Source organism: Paenibacillus sp. BK720 (genome assembly GCF_011761545.1).
GTDB lineage: Bacteria > Bacillota > Bacilli > Paenibacillales > Paenibacillaceae > Pristimantibacillus.
This window is the reverse complement of record NZ_JAASRQ010000001.1, coordinates 431,010-456,418: the sequence shown is the minus strand read 5'-3', so window position 1 is coordinate 456,418 and position 25,409 is coordinate 431,010. Positions and strand designations below refer to the sequence as shown.

Annotated in this window: 25 protein-coding genes and 3 pseudogenes; 3 read left to right on the top strand and 25 right to left on the bottom strand. The window is 43.6% G+C overall.

Annotation, left to right across the window (positions count from 1 at the left end; translation table 11 throughout):
* Positions 1-46: 46 nt before the first annotated feature.
* From FHT67_RS01995 to FHT67_RS01965, 7 genes and pseudogenes are all read right to left on the bottom strand, one after another.
* Entirely contained in the window at positions 47-514 is a 468-nt protein-coding gene (locus tag FHT67_RS01995; protein WP_167195171.1) for a hypothetical protein, read from the bottom strand.
* A 65-nt stretch (positions 515-579) separates the two neighbouring features.
* Entirely contained in the window at positions 580-897 is a 318-nt protein-coding gene (locus FHT67_RS01990; RefSeq protein WP_481856664.1) for a DUF2500 family protein, read from the bottom strand.
* Positions 898-947: 50 nt separating this feature from the next.
* A complete protein-coding gene (locus FHT67_RS01985) occupies positions 948-1,403 on the bottom strand; it encodes a DinB family protein (protein WP_132303408.1) in 456 nt (151 codons plus the stop codon).
* A gap of 164 nt (positions 1,404-1,567) precedes the next feature.
* Positions 1,568-2,053, bottom strand: a pseudogene (locus FHT67_RS01980) (serine hydrolase domain-containing protein); the annotation flags it as partial.
* A gap of 55 nt (positions 2,054-2,108) precedes the next feature.
* On the bottom strand, positions 2,109-2,591 hold the full coding sequence (locus FHT67_RS01975) for a DUF2975 domain-containing protein (protein ID WP_167195165.1): 483 nt from the start codon (positions 2,589-2,591) through the stop codon (positions 2,109-2,111).
* 189 nt (positions 2,592-2,780) lie between these two features.
* Entirely contained in the window at positions 2,781-6,530 is a 3,750-nt protein-coding gene (locus tag FHT67_RS01970) for an S-layer homology domain-containing protein (RefSeq protein ID WP_167195162.1), read from the bottom strand.
* Between the two features lie 270 nt (positions 6,531-6,800).
* A complete protein-coding gene (locus FHT67_RS01965) occupies positions 6,801-8,801 on the bottom strand; it encodes a beta-galactosidase (RefSeq protein WP_243866862.1) in 2,001 nt (666 codons plus the stop codon).
* A 101-nt stretch (positions 8,802-8,902) separates the two neighbouring features.
* Here FHT67_RS01965 and FHT67_RS30615 point away from each other — a divergent pair, with 101 nt between their 5' ends.
* The gene (locus FHT67_RS30615) at positions 8,903-9,763 is read left to right on the top strand and encodes a helix-turn-helix transcriptional regulator (protein WP_481856682.1); all 861 of its coding nucleotides are present in this window, start codon (positions 8,903-8,905) and stop codon (positions 9,761-9,763) included.
* A gap of 274 nt (positions 9,764-10,037) precedes the next feature.
* On the opposite strand, the gene FHT67_RS01955 is transcribed toward FHT67_RS30615, so the two are convergent.
* From FHT67_RS01955 to FHT67_RS01880, 18 genes and pseudogenes are all read right to left on the bottom strand, one after another.
* A complete protein-coding gene (locus tag FHT67_RS01955; RefSeq protein WP_167195157.1) occupies positions 10,038-10,607 on the bottom strand; it encodes a YdhK family protein in 570 nt (189 codons plus the stop codon).
* 79 nt (positions 10,608-10,686) lie between these two features.
* A complete protein-coding gene (locus FHT67_RS01950) occupies positions 10,687-11,766 on the bottom strand; it encodes a sensor histidine kinase (protein ID WP_132303402.1) in 1,080 nt (359 codons plus the stop codon).
* Positions 11,763-12,458, bottom strand: coding sequence for a response regulator transcription factor (locus FHT67_RS01945; protein ID WP_167195154.1), 696 nt, complete (start codon positions 12,456-12,458; stop codon positions 11,763-11,765). Before FHT67_RS01945 ends, FHT67_RS01950 begins: the two co-directional genes overlap by 4 nt.
* Before the next feature lie 23 nt (positions 12,459-12,481).
* Complete coding sequence (locus tag FHT67_RS01940) at positions 12,482-13,096, bottom strand: nitrite/sulfite reductase domain-containing protein (RefSeq protein ID WP_347880060.1); 615 nt, start codon at positions 13,094-13,096, stop codon at positions 12,482-12,484.
* A 20-nt stretch (positions 13,097-13,116) separates the two neighbouring features.
* Positions 13,117-13,614, bottom strand: a pseudogene (locus FHT67_RS30610) (HAD-IC family P-type ATPase); the annotation flags it as partial.
* On the bottom strand, positions 13,608-13,805 hold the full coding sequence (locus FHT67_RS30605; RefSeq protein WP_208403084.1) for a P-type ATPase actuator domain-containing protein: 198 nt from the start codon (positions 13,803-13,805) through the stop codon (positions 13,608-13,610). The gene FHT67_RS30605 and the pseudogene FHT67_RS30610, both read right to left, overlap by 7 nt.
* Positions 13,806-13,911: 106 nt before the next feature.
* A complete protein-coding gene (locus FHT67_RS30600; RefSeq protein WP_208403083.1) occupies positions 13,912-14,094 on the bottom strand; it encodes a hypothetical protein in 183 nt (60 codons plus the stop codon).
* 156 nt (positions 14,095-14,250) lie between these two features.
* Positions 14,251-14,454: a copper ion binding protein gene (locus FHT67_RS01930; RefSeq protein ID WP_132303399.1), complete on the bottom strand. Its 204-nt coding sequence runs from the start codon at positions 14,452-14,454 to the stop codon at positions 14,251-14,253.
* Positions 14,455-14,503: 49 nt separating this feature from the next.
* A pseudogene (locus FHT67_RS01925) lies at positions 14,504-14,789 on the bottom strand (metal-sensing transcriptional repressor).
* Positions 14,790-15,206: 417 nt separating this feature from the next.
* A complete protein-coding gene (locus tag FHT67_RS01920) occupies positions 15,207-15,533 on the bottom strand; it encodes an NIPSNAP family protein (protein WP_167195149.1) in 327 nt (108 codons plus the stop codon).
* 201 nt (positions 15,534-15,734) lie between these two features.
* Complete coding sequence (locus FHT67_RS01915; RefSeq protein WP_167195146.1) at positions 15,735-16,259, bottom strand: hypothetical protein; 525 nt, start codon at positions 16,257-16,259, stop codon at positions 15,735-15,737.
* Between the two features lie 328 nt (positions 16,260-16,587).
* Positions 16,588-16,941: a hypothetical protein gene (locus FHT67_RS01910; RefSeq protein ID WP_167195143.1), complete on the bottom strand. Its 354-nt coding sequence runs from the start codon at positions 16,939-16,941 to the stop codon at positions 16,588-16,590.
* A gap of 1,488 nt (positions 16,942-18,429) precedes the next feature.
* Entirely contained in the window at positions 18,430-19,086 is a 657-nt protein-coding gene (locus FHT67_RS01905; protein ID WP_132303395.1) for an HD-GYP domain-containing protein, read from the bottom strand.
* Between the two features lie 577 nt (positions 19,087-19,663).
* On the bottom strand, positions 19,664-20,302 hold the full coding sequence (locus FHT67_RS01900; protein ID WP_167195140.1) for an FMN-dependent NADH-azoreductase: 639 nt from the start codon (positions 20,300-20,302) through the stop codon (positions 19,664-19,666).
* A gap of 266 nt (positions 20,303-20,568) precedes the next feature.
* Complete coding sequence (locus tag FHT67_RS01895) at positions 20,569-21,234, bottom strand: NAD(P)H-dependent oxidoreductase (protein ID WP_167195137.1); 666 nt, start codon at positions 21,232-21,234, stop codon at positions 20,569-20,571.
* 396 nt (positions 21,235-21,630) lie between these two features.
* Positions 21,631-22,335, bottom strand: a complete 705-nt coding sequence (locus FHT67_RS01890; protein WP_167195134.1) for a Crp/Fnr family transcriptional regulator — start codon at positions 22,333-22,335, stop codon at positions 21,631-21,633.
* The gene (locus FHT67_RS01885; RefSeq protein ID WP_165930557.1) at positions 22,328-22,564 is read right to left on the bottom strand and encodes a glutaredoxin family protein; all 237 of its coding nucleotides are present in this window, start codon (positions 22,562-22,564) and stop codon (positions 22,328-22,330) included. The genes FHT67_RS01890 and FHT67_RS01885 overlap by 8 nt, the downstream gene beginning before the upstream one ends.
* 183 nt (positions 22,565-22,747) lie before the next feature.
* The gene (locus FHT67_RS01880; RefSeq protein ID WP_132303390.1) at positions 22,748-23,101 is read right to left on the bottom strand and encodes a DsrE family protein; all 354 of its coding nucleotides are present in this window, start codon (positions 23,099-23,101) and stop codon (positions 22,748-22,750) included.
* A gap of 839 nt (positions 23,102-23,940) precedes the next feature.
* On the opposite strand from FHT67_RS01880, the gene FHT67_RS01875 reads away from it, so the two are divergent.
* Both FHT67_RS01875 and FHT67_RS01870 read left to right on the top strand, forming a co-directional pair.
* Positions 23,941-24,273: an MmcQ/YjbR family DNA-binding protein gene (locus FHT67_RS01875; protein ID WP_132303389.1), complete on the top strand. Its 333-nt coding sequence runs from the start codon at positions 23,941-23,943 to the stop codon at positions 24,271-24,273.
* 99 nt (positions 24,274-24,372) lie between these two features.
* Positions 24,373-25,002 (top strand): peroxiredoxin-like family protein, encoded by a 630-nt coding sequence (locus tag FHT67_RS01870; RefSeq protein ID WP_165930556.1) that lies wholly within the window; start codon positions 24,373-24,375, stop codon positions 25,000-25,002.
* Positions 25,003-25,409: the final 407 nt, after the last annotated feature.

The window sequence follows — 25,409 nt, the reverse complement described above, 5'->3', positions numbered from 1 at the left end:
GTATTCCCAATAAAAAAACAGCAGCCGGCAGCTGCTGTTTAGGTTATCAGGTTGTCTCTGATGGATCCATTCCGTCCGGACCATCGATGATGTCGATTACGCCGACGGCAATGATGGATACTGCGGCTGCTTTACCGAGTTTCTTGGCGCCGTCTTTAATGAGCTGCTTATCGTTTTCCTTCATGCCTGTCACAACTTCTTTTCCGCTTTCAACCACGTATTCGATTCCTTGGCCCGCACCTTTAACGGTAATCGTAACCGCATCTCCAAGATCATGCAATCCGGTCTTCGTCTGCTGCTTATCCGCTGTTATTAAACCTGCCCCAACATCCCATACACCGCTCGCTGCCCGGCCTGCCAGTTCACCTGTCTTTGCCGTAACTCTTTCCACATCGTTACCGATTTCTTTAATGTAATCGCTATGAACAAGTTCCCCGGCAACGCGCACGGTTCCTCCAAGCACTCTGCCCGTGAAATCGCCCGCCAGCTTTCCAAAGCCTTTCAGCAAATCCATCAGAACACCTCCGTATCTTAATTTATTCAGTATAACGATTATTGACGCACTTCGTTTCACTCCACTTAAGATTCGCTTGTGAAATCAATAAACACATTATGTTTCTTTTTGATTTGATATTCAAGAATGCCTTCTTGTCCAAGAATGAATGATTGATACTTCTTTTTTCTCCATATTCGGAACTCTACATTTTCACCTTTGACTTCGAATTTAATAAAATAATGAATCATCTTTGGAGAGTTAGGACCATTTTGCCATTCCTCTTCTCTCATATTCATAACTCTTGATTTTATTTTCTCAATGGGCAGTTTTCTATCAATTCTTCTGATGGAATAATCTCTTCGTAAGAGTGAAAAAAATATAGTGGAGATAATCACGAACATTATTACTGCCGTTAATTCTTCTTTTGTAATGATCCGCAGCCTCCATTCCGTTAAAGCCTGGCGAAGGTGATGTAATCGACTTGGACAGGCTCCGCCGATTCGATGCGTAGTGCCCGGTTGATCTGTCCCCGGTGATATTGCCCGTGCAAGAGAACCTGCAGCAGAATGTCCCGGACGGACGTTCGGAACGGATCCCCGCTCTGGTTGGCATAGTCGACCATCTCGTCCAATTGGGAATCCTCAAGCCCTTCGATATAGACGCGATATTGCTCGGCGTTTAGTTCGAACATGGTGCGGATCGCCGTCAGGTCTTCCGTCTCCTCCCATAGCGAATATTGCGCGCTGCCCTTGCCCTGCAGCCGGGAGAGCCAGACTTGTTCCGCGACCGCGACATGACGAACCAGCTTCAAAAGGTCCTTGTTCTTCGTCTTACTCTCCTCGAGCGCATCCAGGATGCGTCCGTCCGCCCAGTACAGGTGTTCCATCATCAGCTTGATTGTCTTCATATCGGTTTCCCCCTCATCGTCTCATCCATGACTTGAACCTAATTTCCCTTAAAAAAACTTGTTTCCATCATACTACCACAATTTGCAATCCTTCTGCCCGATAACGTAATAAGAACAAGATGCCGCTGTCATAGCCGTCCGCATCTTGTTCTTATTACGCTAAGTCACTCTTCTATCGCCTGGTAGACCGTGGTCCTGAAGTCGTGGATAACCCTCGCCGAATCCGGGGTGTACATTCCGACTTGGGTGAGCAAAATCCCGGTGAGCTGTTTATCCGGGTCGGCGTAGGTCGAAATCCCGCTTCCGCCATCCCAGCCGAACTGGCCGATAGACGCGTAGTCGCCACGGTAGGTGCGAACCGCCATCCCCATGCCCCAACCGCCGTGCTGACCTTGGCCGAATGAAATATGCACGTTATTGGCGGCCATGGCGTTTCTGGCAGCCTGTTGCTCTGGCGTGAGGCGGTTGGTCGTCATCAGCTCGACGGCTGGCCTCGACAAAATTCGTTCCCCTTCGTGCATCCCGTGATTTAGCAGCATCTTGAAGTAGGCATGGTAGTCATCGACGGTTGAGACTAGACCGCCACCGCCGCCCTGGAACGCCGGAGGCTGACTATGACGGCCCCCTTTCGCCTCGTCCCATACCAAAAAAAACAAGGAGCAGCTGCCGCAGCCATCGCTCCTTGTTCATTTAACTGTAAAAACCTCAGATCGTTAAATCGTTTTCCGATTTTATGCGAATCGCTTCTTGTAATAGTCTTTGCAGGACAGAAGAAAAGACGGCGATGACGATAGAGGCGAAAATGATGGTTGAAGCCATGGGTAGGAAACTGGGAGGGTCAACCCTCTTTGCCATCAGATAGTAGAGTGGCATACCTAGCAGGTACAAAGCACTGATTGTGACGGCGCAGTATTTAATCTTTGTTAAAGCCCTTACCGATAAATCCGAGAACGCATGTTTCTTATCTAAATAGCCTAAAAGCTTATAGGCTTGATATAGAGCAAAATAAAAAGGGATTGCTGCCGCATACATATCGATGAAAACAAGAAATTTCATATAAGCAATATCCGGATACGATTCCCCGGCAAAATTCCCGATCCAAGGCACCAAAAATAGGCACACGGCAAGAACCGGGATTGCAATGAGAATAACCGCCATCTTCAAAAAGAGGGTTGTTCCCCGATTCATAAGAGCACCTCACTAATATTATCAATAAAACGAAATTAACACATTTTTTATTGTTTTACAATAAATAATAATTGTTTTTAATTTCTTTTTTGTTGAATAAACAAATGAACACTACTGTATGGCAAAATAAGAAAAAGCCGCATTTTTTGCGGCTTTCCATGCTTTATATCGTTTTTTGTGCCATGAACCTTATTTATCAATCGAGCCGAGCTCTTTTAATAGCCTGATCAATACGACTGCAGCTTGCGCGCGTGTTGTTTCGGCCTTTGGGCTAAATGTATGCTCGCTTGTGCCTGACATAATATGAAGCTTAACGATTGTCCGAACGTCCTCGAGGTAAGCTGCATTTATGCTGCCTGCATCCTTGTAACCGTCCAGGCTGGCAAACTCCAACGTTGTCGGCAGCTTTTCCAGAGCTATAACCGCCGCCAGCATGCTAGTCATTTCCTCACGAGTCAACGGCTGGTCAGGCTTAAAGCTCTTGCCCGTCACAAAGTCCAGCAGTCCAAGCTTCTTCGCTTTGGCTACGTCATTGAAGTACCAAGACCCTTCCTGAACATCCTCATATGACGCCGAGCCCGCAATAGCCGTGCTCCGTCCCAATGCCCGGACTAACATGGCAGTGAATTCTGCCCTTGATACTGGCTTATTAGGATTATACTTTCTGCCGCCCATGCCATTAACGAGTCCTTTGGTTGCAGCAAGCTCAACCTCCTGCTGGCTCCAGTGCTGCTGCACATCGGTAAAGCTCACCGGATTTTGCGCGACAACGTACACGCTATTAGAGTAAGAGTTAATCATGACATACCAAACGTTATCGATCAGTACCTTCTTCGCTGCGACGAACTCGAACTTTTTGGTTGCTTCGTTAAAGCGGAACGCACCCCATTGCTCCGGGATGACCTTCATATTCTTTGGCATCGGTATGATTCTCGTAAGGGCCTGGTTGAACTGATCTGCCGTTCCAATGCTTTGACCAGTCTTGCCATTGATGATCTCAATGCTGAAATCTACAATCGAGCCTATCGCTGTACCATTAGGTAAGCCGCCTGCAAACGCCGCTTGAATGTCCTTGTCGCCCGACTTATCGGTCAAAGTGATCTTAAAGCTGATATCCTCGGCATGGAGATTGTTCTGAGCAAGCAAATCCTTCAGCCCTGGCACCAACGAAGCTAGATTAACCGGTACTTGGTAGCTGCCATAAGGCGTCTTGATATCGATAAAAAAAGTTGAATTTATGCCCGCAATACTGGATAAAACACTCGCCGGAATGCTGACATACGCCATACCGCCCTTAGGCGTTACATCAAGCGTAACGAACGGCTTCGATGTATCGATAGTAGCCGGATCAAGCGTGATGCCATTCTGGTCAATGACCGGAATCGTATGGACAGGTGTTGTACTACTGCCGCTAGATAAACCGTTTACCGTGATAGGTGCAGATTGGTCTGGAGCTGCCGCGCCGTTCAAATAAACGGTCAAGGTATGAGTTTGTGCGCTTGTCGTCGTGTTCCGTGGAATCGTGACGGTTGCTGTTGCACTAGTAGGACTGTCTACAATGGCTGTGGCCGCCATCTTTCCGTCCAGATAAACCTCCACAGTCTTACCTGTAAGATTGATTCCTGCCAGAGACACCGTAGTGATCCCCCCAGTGCTTGCAAAGCTTGATGGGGCTGCCGTTATGTCGGTAATTGCAGGAACCGGTACTGGGTTAATTGTACATAGCACGTAGTTGCTGGACAGATCAGGGTCATGTTGATCGGATTGGATAACATTCATACTGAACGAGCTTGAGTCCAGCGAGGTTACTGCAGCAGTAATGGTAAGCGTAGCTTCTGCAGCGACGGTTCCGACCGTCCATACTCCGGTACTCGGATCATATGTGCCTTGTGACGGTACAGCGGAAACCAAGGTTACACCTGCCGGAAGCAGGCCGCTGACTGCTGCATGTGTTGCGGCATTAGGCCCTTTATTCGTTAATGTTGTTGTATAAGTAACCATACTCCCCAATGTTGGAGTTGATTCATCTACTATTAATTCCACTTCCAAGTCGGCTTGCTGTGGTGTGATCGTTCTAGACGTAGAGTTATTAGCTGAAGCAGGGTCTGGTTGATCAGAATGCAACACCGTCATAGTATACGTGCTTGGATCAGGTGAAGAGATGACTGCAGTAATCGTCAGTGAAGTTGACTGTCCTGCCTGAACGGCCCCGATTGACCATACCCCTGTATCCGGAATGTAGGTGCCTTGGGAAGGAGCAGCGGAAACAAAGGTTACACCTGCCGGAAGCATTGCGCTGACTGATACATTTGAAGCATCATCAGGGCCGGCATTTGATAAAGCGGCTGAATAGGTTATCGTATCGCCTACATTGGGTGCTGCAGGCCCTGTTAGTATTAATCCTAAATCAGCTTGCTCAGGTAATAGGGTAATAGAAGCCGCGTTATTATCCATGTTCAAGTCGTCTTGTTCCGCAGAGACCGTGGCAGTGAATGTACGCGGAAGGGCATCGACTCTACCCGTAATTTGAAGTGTATAGCTACCTGGCGAAACGGTCCCTACTCTCCAGTCCCCTATACTCGGATCATACGAGCCCTGTGAAGGCGCAGCGGATACGAAGGTTACACCTTCGGGAAGCATAGCATTCACTTTTACATTTGTCGCATCATCAGGGCCGGCATTTGTTAAATTCGCTGTAAAGACAATTAGATCTCCCACAGTTGGAGTTGCATCGTTCACGGCAACCTGCATCTGTAAATCAGCTTGCTGCGGGCGGATTGCTCGGTTGATTTGAAGCGTATATGTCAACTCATAAGCATCAGGTAACGAACAAGGCTCCACGCAAGAAGTCGGAACCGCCGCGCCGGCGCTTGTAACCTTAATAGGGATTAGGTTATCTCCTTCGTCCAAATCAATCGTTTCCAACGCGGTTCCGTTGTTGATCGAAGACACGCTCCCTTGCGCGTCCACGTATACGGTCACTTGATCTACTCCATTTGGTACATTGCCCGAATAAAATAATTGATCACTAGCGAAAGACGGCTCGAGCACCACCGGATCGCCGTTATCCCGATCAGATCCTGCCGTAACCTTGAGCGTATCCAAAGTAATTCGATCGAACGTCGTGCGAAGCATAGGGTAGGTCAATCCTTCGAATATTCCCCATTCGCTATCGTCTCCAGCCCCGCTGGTGAAGTACCAGTCTGTAAAGCTGGCGCGTCTCTTCATGTCCGCTTCGGTTAGAGCCTGTCCTCCTGCCGAAGTGCTGGTCAAGGTTGAATTATAGTAGCTTTTTTCGACTGACAAATATCCCTCCATCTTGCCGTTTAATCCACCGACGTCAGCTGATCCGGTTACTTTGGCAGAAGAGTAAGCATAACGTATAGCATCACCGGGCATCCCGGACGAATACCCGGTCAAACCACCCAACATCTCATCGCCTTTGATGGTTCCGGTTACGTATACATATTCGATTAGAGAACCTTCGTTATATCCAATCAACCCGCCGATATAATCGCCGGTGTAAGAATCGATATTTACGTTAACCAACCCGACATTTCGAATGTCGGCATTGGAAGCGTAACCGAACAATCCGAGATCATTTGTGCCAGCCCCGCCCGTGTCTATCGTCAAATTCGAAATCGTGTGTCCGTCTCCATCGAACACGCCGGTGAAAGGCTCGTTCGGCGACCAACTCCCGATCGGCTCCCAGTTCTCCCCGGATAAATCGAGATCCGTGCCTAACCGATAGGCCGCATCCAGATCGTCACTTATTTCTTTTAATTGTTCGATGCTTGAGATAATATAAGGATTCCCAGTAGTTCCATCTCCTTCACCGGAGAACGCAGCATACACTTTGCGACCTCCCCCATACAACGTTGCCGAACTCGTGAGGATAACCACAACAAGCAACAATACCAACCATCTACGATTGAACAAAACCCGACAGCCTCCCTCTACTTATTTCAATGAAAAATATGTTAATTATTGTGATTTAATATAAACATATTATGAGACATATTACTATCCCTCATAGCGAGGATTGTTTCTATTTTTATACCGGGGAAATAGGAATATAAGGCAGGAGTATCGGTCTTGATCTGATCTCCCCACCAATAAAAAACGCAACCTGTAATGGTTGCGTAAAAGTTAAAAATACGATTGTCGCTTGATGGGAACTGGGAGATCCCTTTGGAATGCCCAAATCAGCTATGCGTTTTTCCGTGGAAGCTCCACGATTTCGACCGCATATGGATCCATGGTTAAGGCATGTTCAATATCTCTATGGTTAATGATACTTCGATATATCCGGTCAAGCTGCACTGTCTGTTGCTTTCGCGTAAGGTTCATTAAGAACAAATATCGTGTTGATTCATTCGCGCGCAATGAGATTTGAACACCTTCCGGCAATCCAGAGAAGAAGTGAATTCCAGATTTCTCTGCCGCAGCCTGGAAGAAGTCTACATAGAAATCTTCCTCGGGAAACGTTCCCAAATAGTAAACCTTCCCTTTACCCAAAGCATGAACGGTTGCTGCAGTCTGACCGGCGAAGAAATCGTCTTCATAATAGGCTATCGGTTCCGCGCTTTGAGGTGTTAATATGTCGCACCATTGACTGCAGGAATAAGACTTGTTCTGCCAGCGAATAGAATGGGCATCTCTTCCAATCGGATCATACTCAGCTACAACGACCCCCGCAGCATCGGCAAACGGTCCGGGTAAAGGGCGAATCCAACATACATTATTTTGATTCTTCACACCAGTACGAGGCATCAATACGAGAGTTGCCCCATTCTTAACGTATTCTTCCATACGAGACGCGAGCTCCGGGTCGAGCAAAAAGAGGGAAGGAGCTACAATGAGCTTATATCCGCTTAGATCTTCATTCTCGTTCAGTACATCAGTCATAATGCCTAGTTTAGTGAAGGCGCGATGAATCGTTTTTATATTATCGAAATAATCCATTCCATCTACTTGAGGCTGCATCTGAAACGCGTTATATTGATCATGCGAATGAAGGATGACCGCTTCGCTCTGTACCTTTGTTCCTTCTAAGAGCGGAGCAAGTTTCTGTACTTCTTGGCACAGTCCACGATATTCTTCGAATCGCCTGCCGGGCACATTGCTATGGTCAATCAGCCCGTGCCAGAATTGTTCTGCTCCCGACGGAGCACTCCGCCATCGGAAGTGGACCAAAGTATCCGCACCACGCGCGATGCATTGCCAAGCAAACGCTCGAATAAATCCAGGATGCGGCGTACGCCACATCGGCATCCAGCAGCCTGGAGGACCGCTAATGGTCTCCATGATCCAGAAATTTTGCCTTTTGATTCCGCGCGTCAAATCCAAGGTCAATGCCCCGCTGTATCCACTCGCAACAGCTTTTTCGGGACTTGTACTCGGATAGTAATCAAGGGAAACCAAATCTAAATTTTCGCAAAGCTTATAGTAATCCAAGCTCATCGGATAACTCCAAATGTTATGGGTAACGAAATGGTTCGGGCAATGCTCCTTCAAGATGTTCAATTGCATCTGTTGGAAATCAACCACAGAAGCGGTCTCGAAACGTTTGTAGTCCAGTAAATAAGATGGATTCTTATGTCTAGTACCCCCAAGCGGGGTAGTGATCTGTGACCAATCGCTATATTCACCGCTCCATACCACCGTACCCCAAGCCGCGTTGATTGCGTCGATCGAACCATACTTATCCTGCAGCCAAGTCCGAAACCGCAAATTGCAATGCTCGCAATTGCACTCCTGCAATCCGAACTCGTTATCAATCTGCCAACCGATAATTGCTGTATTATTCGCATAATGAAGGGCAAGCTTCTCCACGATTAATGCTGAGTAACGCCTCATGGATGGGCTGTTAAAACATCGGTGCCCCCGAACTCCGGGATAGTGTGGATGTAGCTGTGAGTCTATCGGCAACACGTCCGGATACTCCTTCACCAGCCAGTTAGGCGGTGTGCAGGTCGGCGTTCCGATGACCACCTGTATCCCATGTCTTGCGAATGTATCGATTGCATCATCGAGCCACGCGAAATCGTAACAACCTTCTGTCGGCTCTAGTCTAGACCACGCGAATTCAGCAACACGAATCAGGCTGATGCCTGTATCTTGCATGAGCTTCGCATCTTCCTCCCACATGGAGCGGTCCCAATGCTCCGGATAGTAATCCATTCCCATTCTCATCTGATAATTCTCCATTTCCAATATCATTATTTTGCTTGCTATTCATTCAATAGATTAATTATATTATTTATAAAAAGCGCATTAAATCACATTTTTTTGCTTTGCATATCACAATTATGCTATTTGAGGTGAGATCATTGCGCATAAATCACTTTGTTCCGGACCCGCGATTCGAACGCTTTCCCTGTTACCCAGAATCATTTGGCCACTATGCAAACGAGCTAGAACATTACGAGAACCGGCCGAATGGACTTACCACATACAACTGGCATATCGTTCGGGCGGGTAAGGGATACGTTCGGATCGGAGAGAAAACCGTGGAACTGAAAAGCGGCACCGGCTTTCTTTACGGACCAGGTGTGCCACAGCACTACTACGCTGACAGCATGGAGCCATGGGATATCAGATGGGTTCATTTTACGGCTCGCGGTTTGGGTGCGCTATTGCACGGACGCGGGGAACGAGAGCCTTGGCTCTTCTCGTGGGAAGGAGTCTCACGGCTTGACCAGCTGTGGTCAGAATTGTTGGACTTCCGCATGCCTCCAATGCAAGAAGGAGCAGCGAGATTATCTGCCCTTACTTACGAAATGATCGCTCTAATCGTCCAGCACGCCGAGACTATGGAGGGCATCCCTAAACCCGGAATGCGGGAAAGGCTAACCGAGGCAGCGGAGTGGATACGCTCACACTGCCGTGAGCCGCTCACGCTCGAACAGATGTCATCACAAGCTAGCTGCAGTCCATCGCATTTCAGCAGGCAGTTCCACAGCTTAATTGGAAAGACTCCAATTGAGTATTTAACGGAATGCCGTATTCTCCAATCCAAAAACCTACTGGTATCGACGAGCATGACCATAAAAAATATTGCTGAATTAGTCGGTTTTGCAAACAGTACATACTTCATTCAAAGGTTCCGAAAGTCAGAGGGAATGACTCCGGAACAATTCCGAATACTCCGGGGTGCCGGACACAACTAACCCTAACAGGAGGGTTAGGAAACAACAAAAGGGACAGCTGAAATCACTCAGTTGTCCCTAAAGTATACAGGCATCGCCTGCATTACTTGATTAGCCGGATCATCGTCTGTTCCGACTCATCCGTGCTTGCAATTGTATGTACCTTTATTGATGTTCGACTTCTATGGAATCAATGAATCTAAGCTGATAACGACACTGCCGTGTAACTTGGGATTTCCTGCAACATCCGCTTTATTGATTTCAGTCGTTTTTGAATTAGAGAGAGACATTAAACTTACTTGGCAGAAAGCTCACTTTGTGTCACCCATTTGTGGTTTTTAACAGGTGCGCCACCCGTAGTCGGTGTATAATCTACCACATAAACGGTTGTTTGTTGGGCAGAACCAATCGTTGCTTTGGCTCCGTTCATGCCCTTCATATGGTCAGCCATTAGCGTCACTTCATCCCCCTTGGCAAATGGTTTATCATCCGCATTCCTAATTTCCTCTTGAACAACCCACTTATGATTCGCAACCTTTTCCCCGCCTGTTGTCGGAACGTACGAAACGGCATAAACCGTAGTGTCGTATGCACCAACGATAGTTGCGGTCGCGCCTTTCATGCCAGGCATATGGTCATCAAGTATAACGGCTTGACTCCCCACCTTAAATTTAGGATTTTCGGCTTCTTTAAGACCTGCAGGAAGCTTATCCGAAGATGAATGTTCCATGTTCATTCCGGAATGGTTCATATTCATTCCCTGTTGACTGTTGTTTGCAGCCTTTCCTTGGTCCGAGCTTTTACCGCAAGCACTTAAAGCAACAGCCAGAATCACAGCAGCTCCGAGTATAACAATCTTCTTCATTACATTAACCCCTTCCATTGGCAATAATTCTAATCTCCTTTCATTCTAATAAATAGTTGTGTAGATCTTATGAGAACGATCATAGCGATTTAGGCAAACGAAACTCAACCGTGGTTCCTGTTCCCTTTTGGCTGCGGATTTCGATTGTACCTCCATGCGCCTCAACTAGTTTTTTTACAATCGTTAATCCAATTCCGCTCCCTCCGGAATTGCGGTCTCGGGACTTGTCCGCACGATAAAAGCGTTCAAAAACAAACGCAAGTTCTTTTTCATCAACCCCGATTCCCGTATCCGTTACCGAAATAGAAACCATGTTACCTTGCTCCGCTACAGCGACCGCAACATTCCCATCCGTTGGTGTAAATTTCAAGGCGTTGCTGAGCAAATTTGCCATAATCTGCCCAAAGCGCAACCTGTCTATAAATGCACGGACATTCCCTTGGCCTTGAAATAACAACTCCACTCCCTTATTTTTAAAGGCGGCTTGACTGGCTCCAATATGATGACGAACGATGGAATTAATGTTCTCCTCTTTGAAATTCAATCTGAAGTTCGGCGATTCCACTTCGGTCAATTGTTCCAAATCGCCAACAAGGAACCGGAGCCGCTCAATCTCTTCAAAACAAGACTCCAACCGCTGGGGTGTTGGTTCCCAAACCCCTTCGATCATAGCTTCCATATGGCTTTTAAGCGTTGCTAGCGGCGTTCTTAATTCATGGGCTGCATCGGCCGTCATTGTTTTCCGCAGCTGTTCCTGAAGCAGCAGCTGATCGGCTAAATAGTTAAGCGAATGACCAAGTTCGGCCAATTCGTCTTTGCCGCTTACTTCTGTACGGGAAGTAAGCTCGCCTTGGGCCATTCGTTCAGCAACACTCCTCATCTGAATAAGCGGTGCCGTTATTCGTTTTGCCACAAAGAGGCTGATTACGATAGCAAGTACAAGTCCGAATATTGCCGTCCACAGAACCGATTGAACAAGCGCCTGCTCAAAATGCGCATCAAATGCCGGCGATGAAGCCATATTCCTATCCTGAGACTGATGCTGATACATTGAAAGGTGATAGTGGGTTTCAAGGATAAACGTAATCGTCGAAATGAGCAGAACCCCTGAAGCAATGCCAATGCATGCAATTGCGATACGGGCATATAACCCTTTCATGCGGATTCGCCTCCGGCAAACCGGTAGCCTACGGCAAAAACGGTAATCACGTATGCCGGGTTTTTAGGGTCGGACTCTATCTTTTGTCTTAGATTTTTGACATGCTGATCAATGGCACGCGCATCACCTTCGAAATCAAATCCGAGCACCTTTTCAACCAGTTCTTCTCGCGTAAAGGTTCTGCCGGGATGCCGGGCAAAAGTCAGCAACAATTTATATTCATTTGGCGTAAGAGCAATGGAAATGCGGTTTTTAAAAACTTTATGCCTTAAGGGGTGGATGGTTAGATCTCCGTTCTTAAACGTTATGATTTCAGCGAGCAAAGTATCGTCATGTGCACGGCGCAGATTAGCCTTCACTCTAGCAACCAATTCACGCGTGCTAAACGGTTTTATAACGTAATCATCTGCGCCGAGGGATAGTCCTTTCACGCGATCGTCCTCCGTTACCTTAGCCGTTAACATGATAATCGGTATCGTAGACGCCTGCCGAATTAACTTGCACACTTCCTCTCCCGACAGATCGGGAAGCATGAGATCCAAAATTACAAGATCGATATTTCCGCAGCGTACCAGATCAAGAGCTTTATTTCCTCTTTCCGCTTCAATCGTTTGAAATCCGTCTTTCCGTAAATATGATACAATGACCTCGCGAATCTTTTCTTCATCGTCTACCACCAGTATCGTCTTCATGAAATCCTCCCCGGTCGGTTCACTTAACTGGCAACCGCATTGCGTAACTCTTCCATTGAAATCCGCCCAATAAACCTGGAGAACTTCTCCTTATTCTTCCCGTTTGTTTGAAAATACGCAATGAGCCTCTGAACAATGTTCATCATCCGTTCCGCATCTACCCCAGCAACGAATAATTGTGCAAAGGCGGGCTTTATTGATTTGGGTTCGCCGCCGATATAGATATCGAAGTTATCCCGCATTTTCACGACTCCGATATCTTTCAGCAGCGGCTCGCTCGTGCCGAGGGCACAACCGGCGTATCCGATTCTAAGCGGCGATGGCATTGTTATTCCCGCAATCACGCGGTTTAGCTTTTGTGCAATCTCAACCCCGGCATCTTCGGCGCCGCGACAAAAGTTACAGGTTATTAGGCTTTTGGTTACAAATCCTGCCGGATAAATTTCAAGCCCTTTCTCCGTCAGCTTTTTCTTTACTTCTTCGAAGCTTTCCTCTTCCATCTCCACATACAGCTGCTTGAAGTTTGTAAGTTCAATTCTTGCCTTCTCCCCAATAATCGACCCGAGAAGCGCAAGCTGCTCCGGTTTAAAAATGGTCCCTCCAACTTCAAAGCCAGGCGTGATCGCAAATTTCACCATCCCCATGTGTTCCTCTCCCTTTACAGTTTGACTCGCTGCAGCCGCAACGCATTCAACACAACCGATACCGAGCTTAGCGCCATCGCGGCACCCTGCACCCAAGGCGCGAGAAGTCCAACAGCTGCGATGGGTATGCCAAGCGTATTGTAGCCAAGCGCCCAGAACAAGTTTTGCTTGATATTAGCCATCGTATTGCGGCTTAAGAAAATGGCGTCGGCAATGCTAGTAAGCTCGCCGCGCCTAAGCGTCACATCAGCGGCTTCCATCGCGATATCCGTGGCCTGCGCCTATGGCGATGCCTACATCTGCGGTTGCCAGAGCCGGCGCATCGTTAATGCCATCGCCCGCCATCGCTACCTTTTTGCCTTGAGCCTGCAGTTTTTTACTTCCCTCGCCTTGCCTTCCGGCAGCACTTCGGCGAGCAAATGATCGATACCAACCTCATTTGCGATCGCTTGAGCCGTCCGCATGTTATCGCCTGTAATCATGATCATTTCAATGCCCATCTGTTTCAACTGCCGTTTTTGTTCACTGTTGGACCGATGACAGCATTGCCGGCTCTTTTCTTTACCGGGATGCTTTCGCCGGTCAGCATGGATTCGCCGATAGCGGAATTCCCCTCTACGACTTCTCCATCCACCGGGATTTTGTCGCCTGGTCTTACAAGGACGATATCTTCGATGATGACCTCTTGAACCGGGACGGTCATTTCCTGGCCGTCGCGAACATATAAGCGTAATCAACATCGCGCTCGGCCTATAATGAATTGAACCGGGGTAGCCAACGCTAGCTGCACCCAAGAGTTCATCAGAAAATCAGGCAAATAAATCCATGACGTGAACGAAAAGTGGCTGACCATCAGGGGAAAAGATAACACTGCGGATATCGCTAGCTGCAGCTTTTTTGCGACGAATTTCCTTCTTTTTGTAGTCGCCCGTTGCCGCTTCCTTCTCTTTGCGAATGGCTTTGTAAGCGAGCTGTTCGACCTTTCTCGTCATATCCGCTACGGAGACTTATGTCGCGTTGTATTTCGAGTGCGAAATTCAAGGATACCTTTTTCCATTGTCAATCCACCTTAGTGAAATACCCCTTGGGGGTATATATTTTTGAAAAAAATAATTACTTCTGCAGAGCCGCCTGAGGCGGTTCGCTAATTAATCCACTACGTCGTAGCCTTGCCCTTCAATCGCTTCTTTGATCGAATCAAGCGACACTATGGACTCGTCGAATTGAATCGTTACGGAGCCCGCATTCAAATCAATCTTACCGGATGCACCAATTTGTTTTACCGCACCTTCAACTGTATTGACGCAATGCTCGCAGGACATTCCTTCTACTTTGAGCGTTACAGTTTGCATATGGCCGCTCGCCTTATAGTTTGATCAATTTATTCATGGTAACCATAAGCTATTTGAGAACCTCTGTATCCCCTTCTTGAATCCGTTCGATTACGCAGCTGTTCATGTGATGCTCAAGCTGAAGCTTTCCAACGCTATTCAGCGCGGATTGAACTGCAGCGATTTGATTCAATACGCCGTCACAATACGTATCTTTTTCAATAAGGCCTTTAATGCCGCGTATTTGTCCTTCAATAAAAGATTTAACTTGAGGTAAGATTGCTCTCTGTCTTTTCGGAGTGGTCGCATAACCTCTTCAATATAGCATACCCCCAGGGGGTATAACAATAGGCAATAAAATTTCTCCAGCATTCTACCTCGTTACTCTGTTCCCATATAGAGTCGCCAGTTAGGTTACTAATCCTCCGGCGAGAACGTAAAAACGTTTTACATGTAACATATAAAACGCTACCGTCAATGATGCTTGGCGACAGTGCGGGAGTATACACCCCTCTGGCTCAAGAACCATTTCCACTGCCAATCGATTAATTGTAGCGCTTTTTCTTGCTTGTTATTAACGAATACAAAATACTCGTGGCTACACGAAGTTCTTGTCCTAATGCGGCGAGGTATAGAAGCTCTTGTCTTGAACAAACGATCTATACATAAAATAAAAAGCCGCACACACTACTGTCCATGAACGCAAGAAAGCTGCCGATCATACTTTGGCAGCTTCATACACTTTTGACAATTCAATATCGTTTCCCGGTAGTTCAATTTCCCAATTTGAAAAATTCAGCTTGATTCATAAAATACTCATCAATTTTTTCGACTATGAGCCCTCCGTTTTCTTCCGAGTTGCGTTTAACTTGAATCCATTCGATGTCTTTCTTAAACTGCTCCCAGAGCCTTTGACGCTGCGCCATATCCTTAAATTCCATCACATAATATAGTTTATTTTGGCCTGTTGCATCTATCCAGAAATTCACGACTTTCATTCCCAGTCTTGTAAAAATTTTAAACGTATGATCCTTAAATCTGTCTTGAATGGCATCCATTCGACCTTCGTAAATCGTATAGATTCGCAACTCGTATAGCATGTTATTTCCTCCCCGAATGAACCTGATTGGTAATCCAGCACACATCTATTTCGACTTTTTAAAAATCAGATCGAGCGCAGAAGCGGCTGGGAGTGGCAAGCATCTTCTTCGTGCATTGAACTAAAGTTTGCCTTTAGTTCAATCGGTTAAGAGAAAATCAGCTGTATAATCACTAACCTCATAGATGAAGTCCTTTATCCTTTATCCTTTATCCGTGAGATTCAGATATTTTCTTACCTTCTCTACATTCTTTCCATTACCCGCTCCAGCAAGCGAATAGTTCCAAACTTTATCGCCAAAGTAATCATTAAAGGTAATATCTAAATCATTTAGGATACGGTACGCATACTGAATAGCTTTTAGGTCCTCACGTATAACACCGACTTTAAGAAGGTCTTGAGCATTTTGTAAATCCGCACTTAAAATGTCACTTGAAAGTGGCGGAATGCCATCCATTTTGTCCATAGCGGCCTTTAACTGTTTTTTATCAGAAACCGTGAATTGAAACTCCTCATCCGCACCCCAGCCGAGTAAATCATCTAAAATCCCATGAACTACTGCGATGATTGCTTTAACCTCTACCGGCACTTCATTTAACATAGGTTTACTTTTAGCTGTGATGATTACCCCATCATCCCCATAATAGGTGCGTTTGGTATATTGGATGCATAAAACAACGGATACAACAACAATAGTAATAACGGCCAATTCCCCTAATTTAGACATCTTCACTTTCAATCACCTGCCTGTGTTTCATGGGTTCTAAATAGATATAATCCACATTTTACCATGATTAACACAAGGCTTAAATAAGCTCCTTCTTGTTCATTTATTTCAACGAGTTTATCCGTCTTCAGTGGCCAGTGTTATGCCTATTTGACGAGGCAGAATCACTTCAGGGCTTTATCCCCTTCAACAAAAATGCAACCGAACATTGTACGCCCCGGCCGCTACCTTCATATTATGCTATACTGACCGTTAACGTAATAAAACTGCCCGTTTGCATGCCGGCAGCTTTATTGGTTTAGCTTTTAACTATTGTTCTGATGTTAGCTTAAGACTGCGTTCCATTATTACAAATTAAGCAACCATAGCAGGATAGAATAACTTTATGCTTGGAGCATTGAGGGAAACCAATAGGGATTGTAGGTACCTCATCTAAATCGTCTTTGGTCGACCAGTTTATATAATGAGCTTCATCTACAAACTCTTCTTTAAAATTGGTTGCTAACAAACGTAAGTGATTTAAATTACTTACCACTTTCTCCTCTTTAGGACTGCAATTTAACTTTTCCCCTCTGTGTCTTTTCATTGCAGAATTAATTACAGATAATAAAAATCCCTTTAACTGATCGAAATCATTTCTGGTCCAAGGCATTACTAATGCTAAATCCCACAGTTCCAGCACCTATAACTGATTGATCCCTTTGGTTCAACCACACGATAAATTCCTTCTCCCTATCTGTTACTGCTAAGTCTGACCCACTTAGTGCCAATATCTGTAGAAACACACTAGTTGCTGTATTGGACATAGTGAGTGACCCAACAATTCTTTCATCGGAATTGTCACACAACCATATTGTGTCACCCATTTAAAGGTTCACCTCGTCCTTATTCCATAGAAAACAGCAACTGAGCATCAACCCTAGTAACTGACGTATTGTTTTAAACTACTGTTCTTACGTTAGTTGAGCAACTTGCGCACCTTTAAATAATGTAGAAATAGGGCAATACCATTAACTCCTGCTATTAATAACGGATATAAAAACAAAATTGCAATAATGATTAACCCTGAAACAGGATTAGGATCATCAGCTGGATTATTTGCAGGAAGAAGAGTAACAAAGATATACACATACAAGCAGTAATATGGGAACCACATAATGGATGTCAAAAGGTTTGTTAACTTTGATGGTAAAATCAGAAGAACTAAGGGAACAAAAATAACAAATATAATAATTAGGCTTACAAAACTCATAATTAAAGTAACCCTATTTATAACGTCTATTTCAATCCCAGTAATTCGATTTATTCTATACACGTTGGCTAATAGTTCGCTAATAATAAATGGTATCCATGCAACGATAGCACTCAGAGCATTTAGCTTGATAAAATACCGTATAATCCACGCCTCCTAGAAACAGGGAATTACTACTATTCATTAGACGCTGCTGAATCAATACAGGTTGCATTAATGAAACAGGAGCAGCATTTGCCATGCTCCCTACTGACATTGAACAAGCATTCCCCGTTAACTTAACATTTAAATGAATATATCACAGAACGCCCGAAGCATTCACTTACATCTCCCGATATATGTCTCGTCCCTCGGTTATGACGATTTCCCAGTCCAAGCCTATGAAGAAAAATGTAAAAAAAATGTATAAAACTAAGATCATGTATACCCTCCCAAAAGAATTAGTTGACTGGGATATATCTTATACAAGAAACCTTTCTTCAACCAACTTACATTATTACGATATTATATGGATGTCCATTTATCTTGTTGTTACAACTGTTCAAGATTTGAAGGTTGGAGGATATGGATTAAAATGAGAGTATTGAAGTTATCATTGATTTACGAGGAGAAGCAGCAGAATGTGCCTACGGTATACAAACAACTCCAACATGAAATGAGAAGAGAGGTTATTTAGCAACACAATAAATTGTGAACCCTGGATAAAATAAAATAGATTTGGCACGATGAAGCAACCCGAGCAAGTATCAATGTTGAAAGTAAGAACGACGGGAACTCAAGATTGAGTTCAGTTTAAAAATAGAGGCAACGCTACTAATTTCATACACTGGTCGATCCACCTGGTAAACATGTCATGTCGAACCTACGTTAAGTCCGTATTAAAAAACTACAAAATTGATGGAGGTGTTAGAACGCTTCTTACTTAATTATTAATTCATCTATTTTTGAAAGGTTATTACTTGAGCGCTTATTGAGAAAAGACTTTAGAATATATGTGTAATTTCTATTGAATTGATTATCGTATTGAAATAAAAATTCAATTATCTCTTTGTCGCTTAAACAATTTGAGCGGTAGCTACGCGGCAACTTTAATGCTGAGTATATATCGGAGATGGCCGCAATGCACCCAATTTCATTTAAATTCGTTGTACCTTGAGGATAACCACTACCATCAAGTCTTTCATGATGCGAGTAGCAAAATTGAAGTATATCCGGACCAAAATCAAGTTGTTTTAAAGCGTCATGTCCAACCTTCACATGTTCAATTACTAGCTTTCTTTCTTCAGTGTTAAGACGCTGTGAGGACTTCAAAATACTATCCGGCATTGATAATTTTCCTATGTCATGTAGCAAACCGGCTAGAAACATCCTTTCTGCATTACAGGAGGCAAGGCGAATGTTTATTGTTATATGGTAGGCAATATATCCAACAACCAGAGAATGATTAGCGGTTGCCAGATCTCGGCAACTTATGGATACGAACAGTGCTTTCCCTTTCTCCCACTCCTGCTCGCCATTGTACATATTAAACAGCTGAAGAAACAAAGATTGAGAATCCAACAAAACATCGTACATGTGACGTCCCCCTTGTAAAAAATAGGAAAGGTATGATACTGTATTAATGACATAACCTAAAAGTTTAAGTGAATTTTTACGGAAAGGAAGCTCTGGTAATTTTTCTTCTGATCTCAGCTTTTGTGAAGTTTCTAGTATCAGAAATCTTAACAATTAATTGTATTAGCCCTCTGTTGGTATGCTCCTAATAATTCAACGTAGGAATCCTCCCTGCTTCAGCAATCGGTCTTCAAACTTTTTAGCGAATTAATATTGTACGTGACTGGAATTCCTGCTAATCTGCGAAGCAGCATTAGTTGGCCGATATGGCTGGCCGCATCCGTTAAAGGTCCCTGAGCAAAGGTTTCGACAACGCTTTGATCTGGTATGAATTCCAAAATTGCTTCATCCAATTGTTCGACTTTTTCAAAAAATCGCGCCGCTTCTTCATACCAGCCTTTAGATTCAAGTCGTACGTGCGGCGAACCCGTAATTAATGAATAGCAGCTTTTAACAATTGAGATAGGTGATATACAATTTCGATCGGAAATTGACGCCGTGAATCGGAACTTTATAACACTTAGCCAATGACGAATGATTAAAAAGTCAGCGCATATTTTTCTGCGTCCGATTTACCCTTTCGAATAATCTCTTCTGCACGTGCTCGGTCAAAATCATGTCCCTCCACATATAATACTTGTACATCATGTATACCTATGATATTAAGAACTTGTTTTAAATAGGGATGACTATGATCCATTTTAGTCAAAGGCCCATACGAATAAATGCCGCCGCTCACTTGTATATGAATAGCTTTTTTCCCTTTTAAATGCCCAACGGGTCCATCCTCGGTATAATGAAATGTTTTTCCCGAGACTACAATGGAATCGATAAAAGCTTTTAATCGTGGCGGAACACCCCAATTCCACATAGGAGATACAAATATATATTTATCAGCGCTCGCCACCCGATCGATAAATTGATTTAAAGCATTGATTTTTTGTTGTTCGAGTTGACTTAACTCCGAAAATGGTATCCCCTCTCGACGCATTTTCTCCCAGCCGTTGAGGATATCGCGATCCACGATTGGGAATTCCTCTTGATATAAATTTATTTCCTGGATCTCATCATTTGCATGAGTTTCACGGTAAGCTTTAAGAAAAGCTTGTCCTATTCGATGACCAATTGAGTTTTCAATCGATTTCGGATTAGCAGTAATGTATAGAACTTGTGCCATATTAAATCAAACACTCCCTTTTCTTAAATTGATTAAATACCAAATAAATGACATTTCATTCTTCTAGGGTTGTTAAAATAATTACCGTCACCGACAACGATGCAAGCATTTCCTGTGAGCGACTGTGTTCACGGAGTCCCCTAAAGAATCCTACTCGTTAGTACCATAAAAAAGGAGTTGCCACACTCGTAGCCCCCCCCCTTCTTAACCTCAAAGCACCTGTCAGCGAAACATGTCCCCTGATGCTTGGTAATTCCTTCTTAAGTTTATCGCCACTCCACAATCTCATCGAGCTGTTGTCTTGTTTGTGGACGTTTGGGATGCTTTTGACGATATCCGAAAGCAACCATACAGGCTACACCGAAATCGTCGCCATTAATGATACCCTCATTTTGTAAAATAGCGGTAACCTGTTTTTTATCAAAACCTTCGATCGGACAGGAATCAATACCGATAAGAGCCGCAGCTGTCATCATATTTCCCATTGCTATATAGTTTTGTCTGATTGACCATTCAAAAATGAGACGGTCATTATCTTCGATTTCTCTTTCAATGAAGGATTTGTAAAAATCACGCCAATCTAGCACCACTTCTTCTGGCATATGATGAATATCTTTCCACATTTTATTTACATAAACCGAGTCAGGCCGTAAGCTATTTTCTCTTCTGGCCAATATAATTACAAAATGGCTGGCAGTTGGCAGTTGTCCTGTGGCTCCGCCAGAAACAGGTTCTAATTTTTCGCGAAGAGCTGCATTCTGAATCACGACAAACTTCCATGGTTCGAAACCAAATGAACTTGGAGACAGTCTTCCGGTCTCTAATATAAAGTGAAAATCCTCGTCAGGAATTTTTTTGTTGGTATCAAAAGCTTTGCAAGCATGTCTAAACTTGTAAGCATTTAAAATTTCTTGTTTTTTACTCTCAATCATGTAGAATCAACCTTCTTCTTTATTTTATTGTAGTTAACTGATGTACCGCCACTTCCAGCTGTTCGGGTTGCTCATTGTTTCAGAACTTCGATTATATCAACTGATATTTTGATTGTAAGTCTAATTAAAACGGAGTTCTGTTAAGTAGATTACAGTTCTCCATCTATTTTTTAATCATTTTCATTAAGTTGAACGTTAGCATAAACCTTCGGTAGAATTTCTCCTAAAGAAGTTCATTTCATAATAACTTTTGTACTTATGTTAAAACCACACTCGAATTTATAAAAAAAGCGATGCCCTATTTAGGACACCGCTCTATATATGATTTTCGCTTGCCTTAATATTAGTCTACGACCACAAATATACAAATTAAAAATTGCGGTTAAAGTACTTAATTTATCCCTTTTGTTCAATATGATTTAGGTGTGCTCTGATTTTTTGTGAATGAACCGAGATCTGCATTCTACCGGTTTGAAGAATGCCTTTTTGGGATAAGTCTTTCAAAACCGTCGTCACTGATTCGCGCGTTACGCCGATCATATTAGCAATTTCTTGGTGAGTCAATGAAAAATCTATTTTGACGAAATCTTCATTTTTCGTTCCGAACTGCTCAGATAATTTAAGCAGCAGATGCAACACGCGATCTTCGATATTGCCGATGGCCAGTTTTTCAAGCAGCTCCACTTTCTCTTTTAACTGATTGCTTAAAACCTTTAGAAATCGCATGGCCAATTCCGGTCTTTTTAGGAGGAATTTTTCGAAATGCTCGCGTAGAACAGAACAGATCAAGGTCTCTTCAATCGTTTCGATGTACATGTCATGCGTTCCGAATGATAAAGAGTCGATTTCGCCGAACATATTACCGACCCCCAAAATGGCAGTCGTAAACTGCTTGCCTTCAGCGTTTATTTTGTACATCCGGAGCTTACCTGTTTTTACGAAAAATAAGCCTTCACGATGTTGTTCGGGAGTTTGGATAAGCGTGCCTTTCGGAACTGCATTAAAATGGGTTAGTGGGGCCATCAAATCGATTTCCTTAAAATCCTCAGGGGAGAGAGATTCAAAAATGCTAATTCGCGATAGATACCAAAGCTTATCCATGAAGTTTCAGTGACTCCTTCAATTTTTGTTGGTCAAATGAATGAAGTACGTGTGTACCGGCAACTATGAAAGGTGTTGCGATACCTCCTAGACGAAGTACTTCGGCAAAAGCCTCTTTGTCGGTTCCTACGTTCTTATATTGGAAAGGAATCCCTTGCTGTTGAAAAAACTTTATAGCTTCTGTGCATGCGGCGCAATGATCGGCTCCATACAATACAACATTCTTCACTTCCATCTCCTCCTTTCCCGCTGAATGATAAAGAACCGACCATTCAACATCTAGGCTTGAATAAGACGATTGATTTGTTGAAACCTCAAGGTGTTATTTCCTTTTATATCGATTACTCGCTGATATTACAAACTCCCTGTAGCGCCTGTCAATATCATGATCGCAGGCGTTAATATAACGATATTAAAGAGTGATGATTTGGTAATCGTCCGCAATTAATTTCGAAATGCTGAGGTGTCCTTCAACTTCAGCAAAAGTTGGGAGGCCGGCGGATTTAGCATCCTCGGTTACGCCGAATACGTTCGCACAGAAATTGCATACCCCGGCGATGAGGCCCATCCCTTTAACGGCTTTATATAAAGGATTGAACATATGGGACGGATCCTCCAGCGTTTTTATCCAGGTCGTACCTTGGCCATCAAAATAAATTTTGACATCAAAGTTAGCCTCGTGTAGTTCTTGGCCATATAGCAGGGCATGAGACAGTCTACCCCCTTCATTCTCCGTGGCATGTACGATAATAGCTACTTTTTTCATGATTAACACTCCTTGTTTTTATTATTTGTGTTCATGTGCTTATCATAACCGGAATGAGACAAAACCTTCTGCGAAATATCTCACATTACAGATGTGATTTTTCGGGCTGTGCATGATGTATAAATATGGGTTTCACATTTAAGAATAGGTCAAATTCTACTCTGGAATAGGTATACGAAAGCTGAATAATCTCTTTAATCCAAACTGTTGTAATGGAGTTATGGTCGTATCATGAAGCTGGCGATTATACAGGTCGATGGAAGCAGGCGAACATCGACTCAAGCAATCCCAAAGTAAATGTAATTACTCTACGGCGAAAAGTGGTTATGATTGCAGGTGAAAGCAGCGGAATAGGAAAAGCAGTGGCACTTGAACTGGTGAAACGAGGAGCCGTCTCCAGTTTAGAGACTTCTATACGATATGCGTAATTCGTGTCAATCCGGCTAAGCAGCAACTCGAAGAAGATGTTTTTGACCCCAACAGTAAACTAGTTCTTATAAAAATCCTCGCCAACGTCACCGATCCTTTGACCTTTCATTATACTTCAACAAAATTGGAGTTCAGTAATGTAGATTACAGAATCCGATTCAACCAGCATGTTACTCTTCAAAGATAACAGGCGTCATTGACAATGGGACAGGCAGGAGAATAAAAAATAAAAATACAAACATGAAAGGCGGTATAGATGCAGATACTTTGAAGAACACACTCTATGGTCTACGTGCAGCAAGAGGTTAGACACCATAAAAATGTTTGAAACGCTGTTAACCGTAAAAAAAGTGAACCGGTCAAATCAGGATCCATAGATAATAAGTCATTTATAAAGGAGATTATCGGGTTTGAAAAATAATTTAATTGAATATTGTCTAAACAAAAAAGGAGCGATTAAGGATTATCCTTCGGGACCCGATCCAATTGCAATAAAAATTGCAGGTAAAATATTCGCTCTATTTTTTGAGAAAAAAGGATACCTGGTTCTAAAGTGCGATCCAGTGATTGCAGAAAACTTGAGAGAGCAGTATGAAGATATTCGACCAGGGTATCATATGAACAAAAAGCATTGGAATACGATTATTCTTGGAGGTTCTTTACAAGAGTCATTTATCTTTGAAATGATTGACCACTCTTATAATTCCATTGTTAAAGCTCTTCCTAAGAACATACGAGAGTAGTTTCTGGACATTCATTCTAGATATCTAAAACATTGAAACACGAAGGTTATGGAATGCAATCACAAATTGATTCTGAACAAATAAGGGAGCAATACAATTTTGAAGACAACATTAAAATCTATATTGGAAGCTCAAGCAAAAATTAGCTCAAACAATCCAGATGCAACTGCTGCATTTGAAAGATATTTAGAAGATCTTCGAAGTAAAGGAGCCGGAAAGGGATTAAGCATCGGTGACTTGGCTCCTGATTTTGCACTGAAAGACGCAACTGGGAATATGATCACATTAGCAGAGGAATTGAAGAAAGGTCCTATCATTCTTATTTTTTACAGAGGAGAATGGTGTCCATTCTGTAATTTGCAATTAAAAGCCTACGAACGTATCATGAAAGACATTAAGTTAGCGGGTGCTCAACTTATAGCCATAAGTCCTCAGACACCAGATCATTCTTTATCTCAAAAAGAAAAGCAGGGGTTGAGCTATATTGTTTTAAGCGACCTTCAAAATAAAGTAGCTGAAATGTATAACTTGAAATACACGCTTCCCCAATTCATGCACGACAAATTAAACACGCTGTCGAAAATAAATGGTGACGATTCGTTTGAATTGCCCGTTCCTGCGACTTATGTCATCAATCAGAACCGCATAATCGTCGCTGGCATATCGAATATTAATCATAGAACAAGAATGGAACCATCAGAAGCATTGGATATCATCAAGTCTTTATAATCGGAGCCAGGATGCATTAGACACCCACGAGTATTATAATATACACTGTCCCGCGGTCCATAAGTGCAGGATATGATATTTGATCGCCGAGAAGTAATAAGGCTGATATCCATTATTACATGGTTTGCATCTAGTACGTTACTCTGTTGCAAGCCTTACCTGCAACGGAGTAACGTAAGGTTAAACCATCGGGATTTTGAGCATTAACAATTTACTTAATTTATTGAGTTAAGCACGTAATAACATTTTCGACTTCCCTCATTGAGATGGTTTTTTCCTCTACTTCTGTTCGACGACAACCTCTATTCAAAAACGACAAGAACTTCTATACTACATGAATGTTCTTCTGGTTTACTTTCAGCTGTGATGACTCCCCATCATCCCCATAGTAGGTACGTTTGGTATAT

What these genes read in the sequence shown, in the direction of transcription:
- FHT67_RS01995 (WP_167195171.1), bottom strand. Translation starts at nt 514, where the DNA reads ATGGATTTGCTGAAAGGCTTTGGAAAGCTGGCGGGCGATTTCACGGGC.
- FHT67_RS01990 (WP_481856664.1), bottom strand. Translation starts at nt 897, where the DNA reads ATGTTCGTGATTATCTCCACTATATTTTTTTCACTCTTACGAAGAGAT.
- FHT67_RS01985 (WP_132303408.1), bottom strand. Translation starts at nt 1,403, where the DNA reads ATGAAGACAATCAAGCTGATGATGGAACACCTGTACTGGGCGGACGGA.
- FHT67_RS01975 (WP_167195165.1), bottom strand. Translation starts at nt 2,591, where the DNA reads ATGAATCGGGGAACAACCCTCTTTTTGAAGATGGCGGTTATTCTCATT.
- FHT67_RS01965 (WP_243866862.1), bottom strand. Translation starts at nt 8,801, where the DNA reads ATGGAGAATTATCAGATGAGAATGGGAATGGATTACTATCCGGAGCAT.
- FHT67_RS30615 (WP_481856682.1), top strand. Translation starts at nt 8,903, where the DNA reads ATGCTATTTGAGGTGAGATCATTGCGCATAAATCACTTTGTTCCGGAC.
- FHT67_RS01955 (WP_167195157.1), bottom strand. Translation starts at nt 10,607, where the DNA reads ATGAAGAAGATTGTTATACTCGGAGCTGCTGTGATTCTGGCTGTTGCT.
- FHT67_RS01950 (WP_132303402.1), bottom strand. Translation starts at nt 11,766, where the DNA reads ATGAAAGGGTTATATGCCCGTATCGCAATTGCATGCATTGGCATTGCT.
- FHT67_RS01945 (WP_167195154.1), bottom strand. Translation starts at nt 12,458, where the DNA reads ATGAAGACGATACTGGTGGTAGACGATGAAGAAAAGATTCGCGAGGTC.
- FHT67_RS01940 (WP_347880060.1), bottom strand. Translation starts at nt 13,096, where the DNA reads ATGGTGAAATTTGCGATCACGCCTGGCTTTGAAGTTGGAGGGACCATT.
- FHT67_RS30605 (WP_208403084.1), bottom strand. Translation starts at nt 13,805, where the DNA reads ATGACCGTCCCGGTTCAAGAGGTCATCATCGAAGATATCGTCCTTGTA.
- FHT67_RS30600 (WP_208403083.1), bottom strand. Translation starts at nt 14,094, where the DNA reads ATGACGAGAAAGGTCGAACAGCTCGCTTACAAAGCCATTCGCAAAGAG.
- FHT67_RS01930 (WP_132303399.1), bottom strand. Translation starts at nt 14,454, where the DNA reads ATGCAAACTGTAACGCTCAAAGTAGAAGGAATGTCCTGCGAGCATTGC.
- FHT67_RS01920 (WP_167195149.1), bottom strand. Translation starts at nt 15,533, where the DNA reads ATGCTATACGAGTTGCGAATCTATACGATTTACGAAGGTCGAATGGAT.
- FHT67_RS01915 (WP_167195146.1), bottom strand. Translation starts at nt 16,259, where the DNA reads ATGTCTAAATTAGGGGAATTGGCCGTTATTACTATTGTTGTTGTATCC.
- FHT67_RS01905 (WP_132303395.1), bottom strand. Translation starts at nt 19,086, where the DNA reads ATGTACGATGTTTTGTTGGATTCTCAATCTTTGTTTCTTCAGCTGTTT.
- FHT67_RS01900 (WP_167195140.1), bottom strand. Translation starts at nt 20,302, where the DNA reads ATGGCACAAGTTCTATACATTACTGCTAATCCGAAATCGATTGAAAAC.
- FHT67_RS01895 (WP_167195137.1), bottom strand. Translation starts at nt 21,234, where the DNA reads ATGATTGAGAGTAAAAAACAAGAAATTTTAAATGCTTACAAGTTTAGA.
- FHT67_RS01890 (WP_167195134.1), bottom strand. Translation starts at nt 22,335, where the DNA reads ATGGATAAGCTTTGGTATCTATCGCGAATTAGCATTTTTGAATCTCTC.
- FHT67_RS01880 (WP_132303390.1), bottom strand. Translation starts at nt 23,101, where the DNA reads ATGAAAAAAGTAGCTATTATCGTACATGCCACGGAGAATGAAGGGGGT.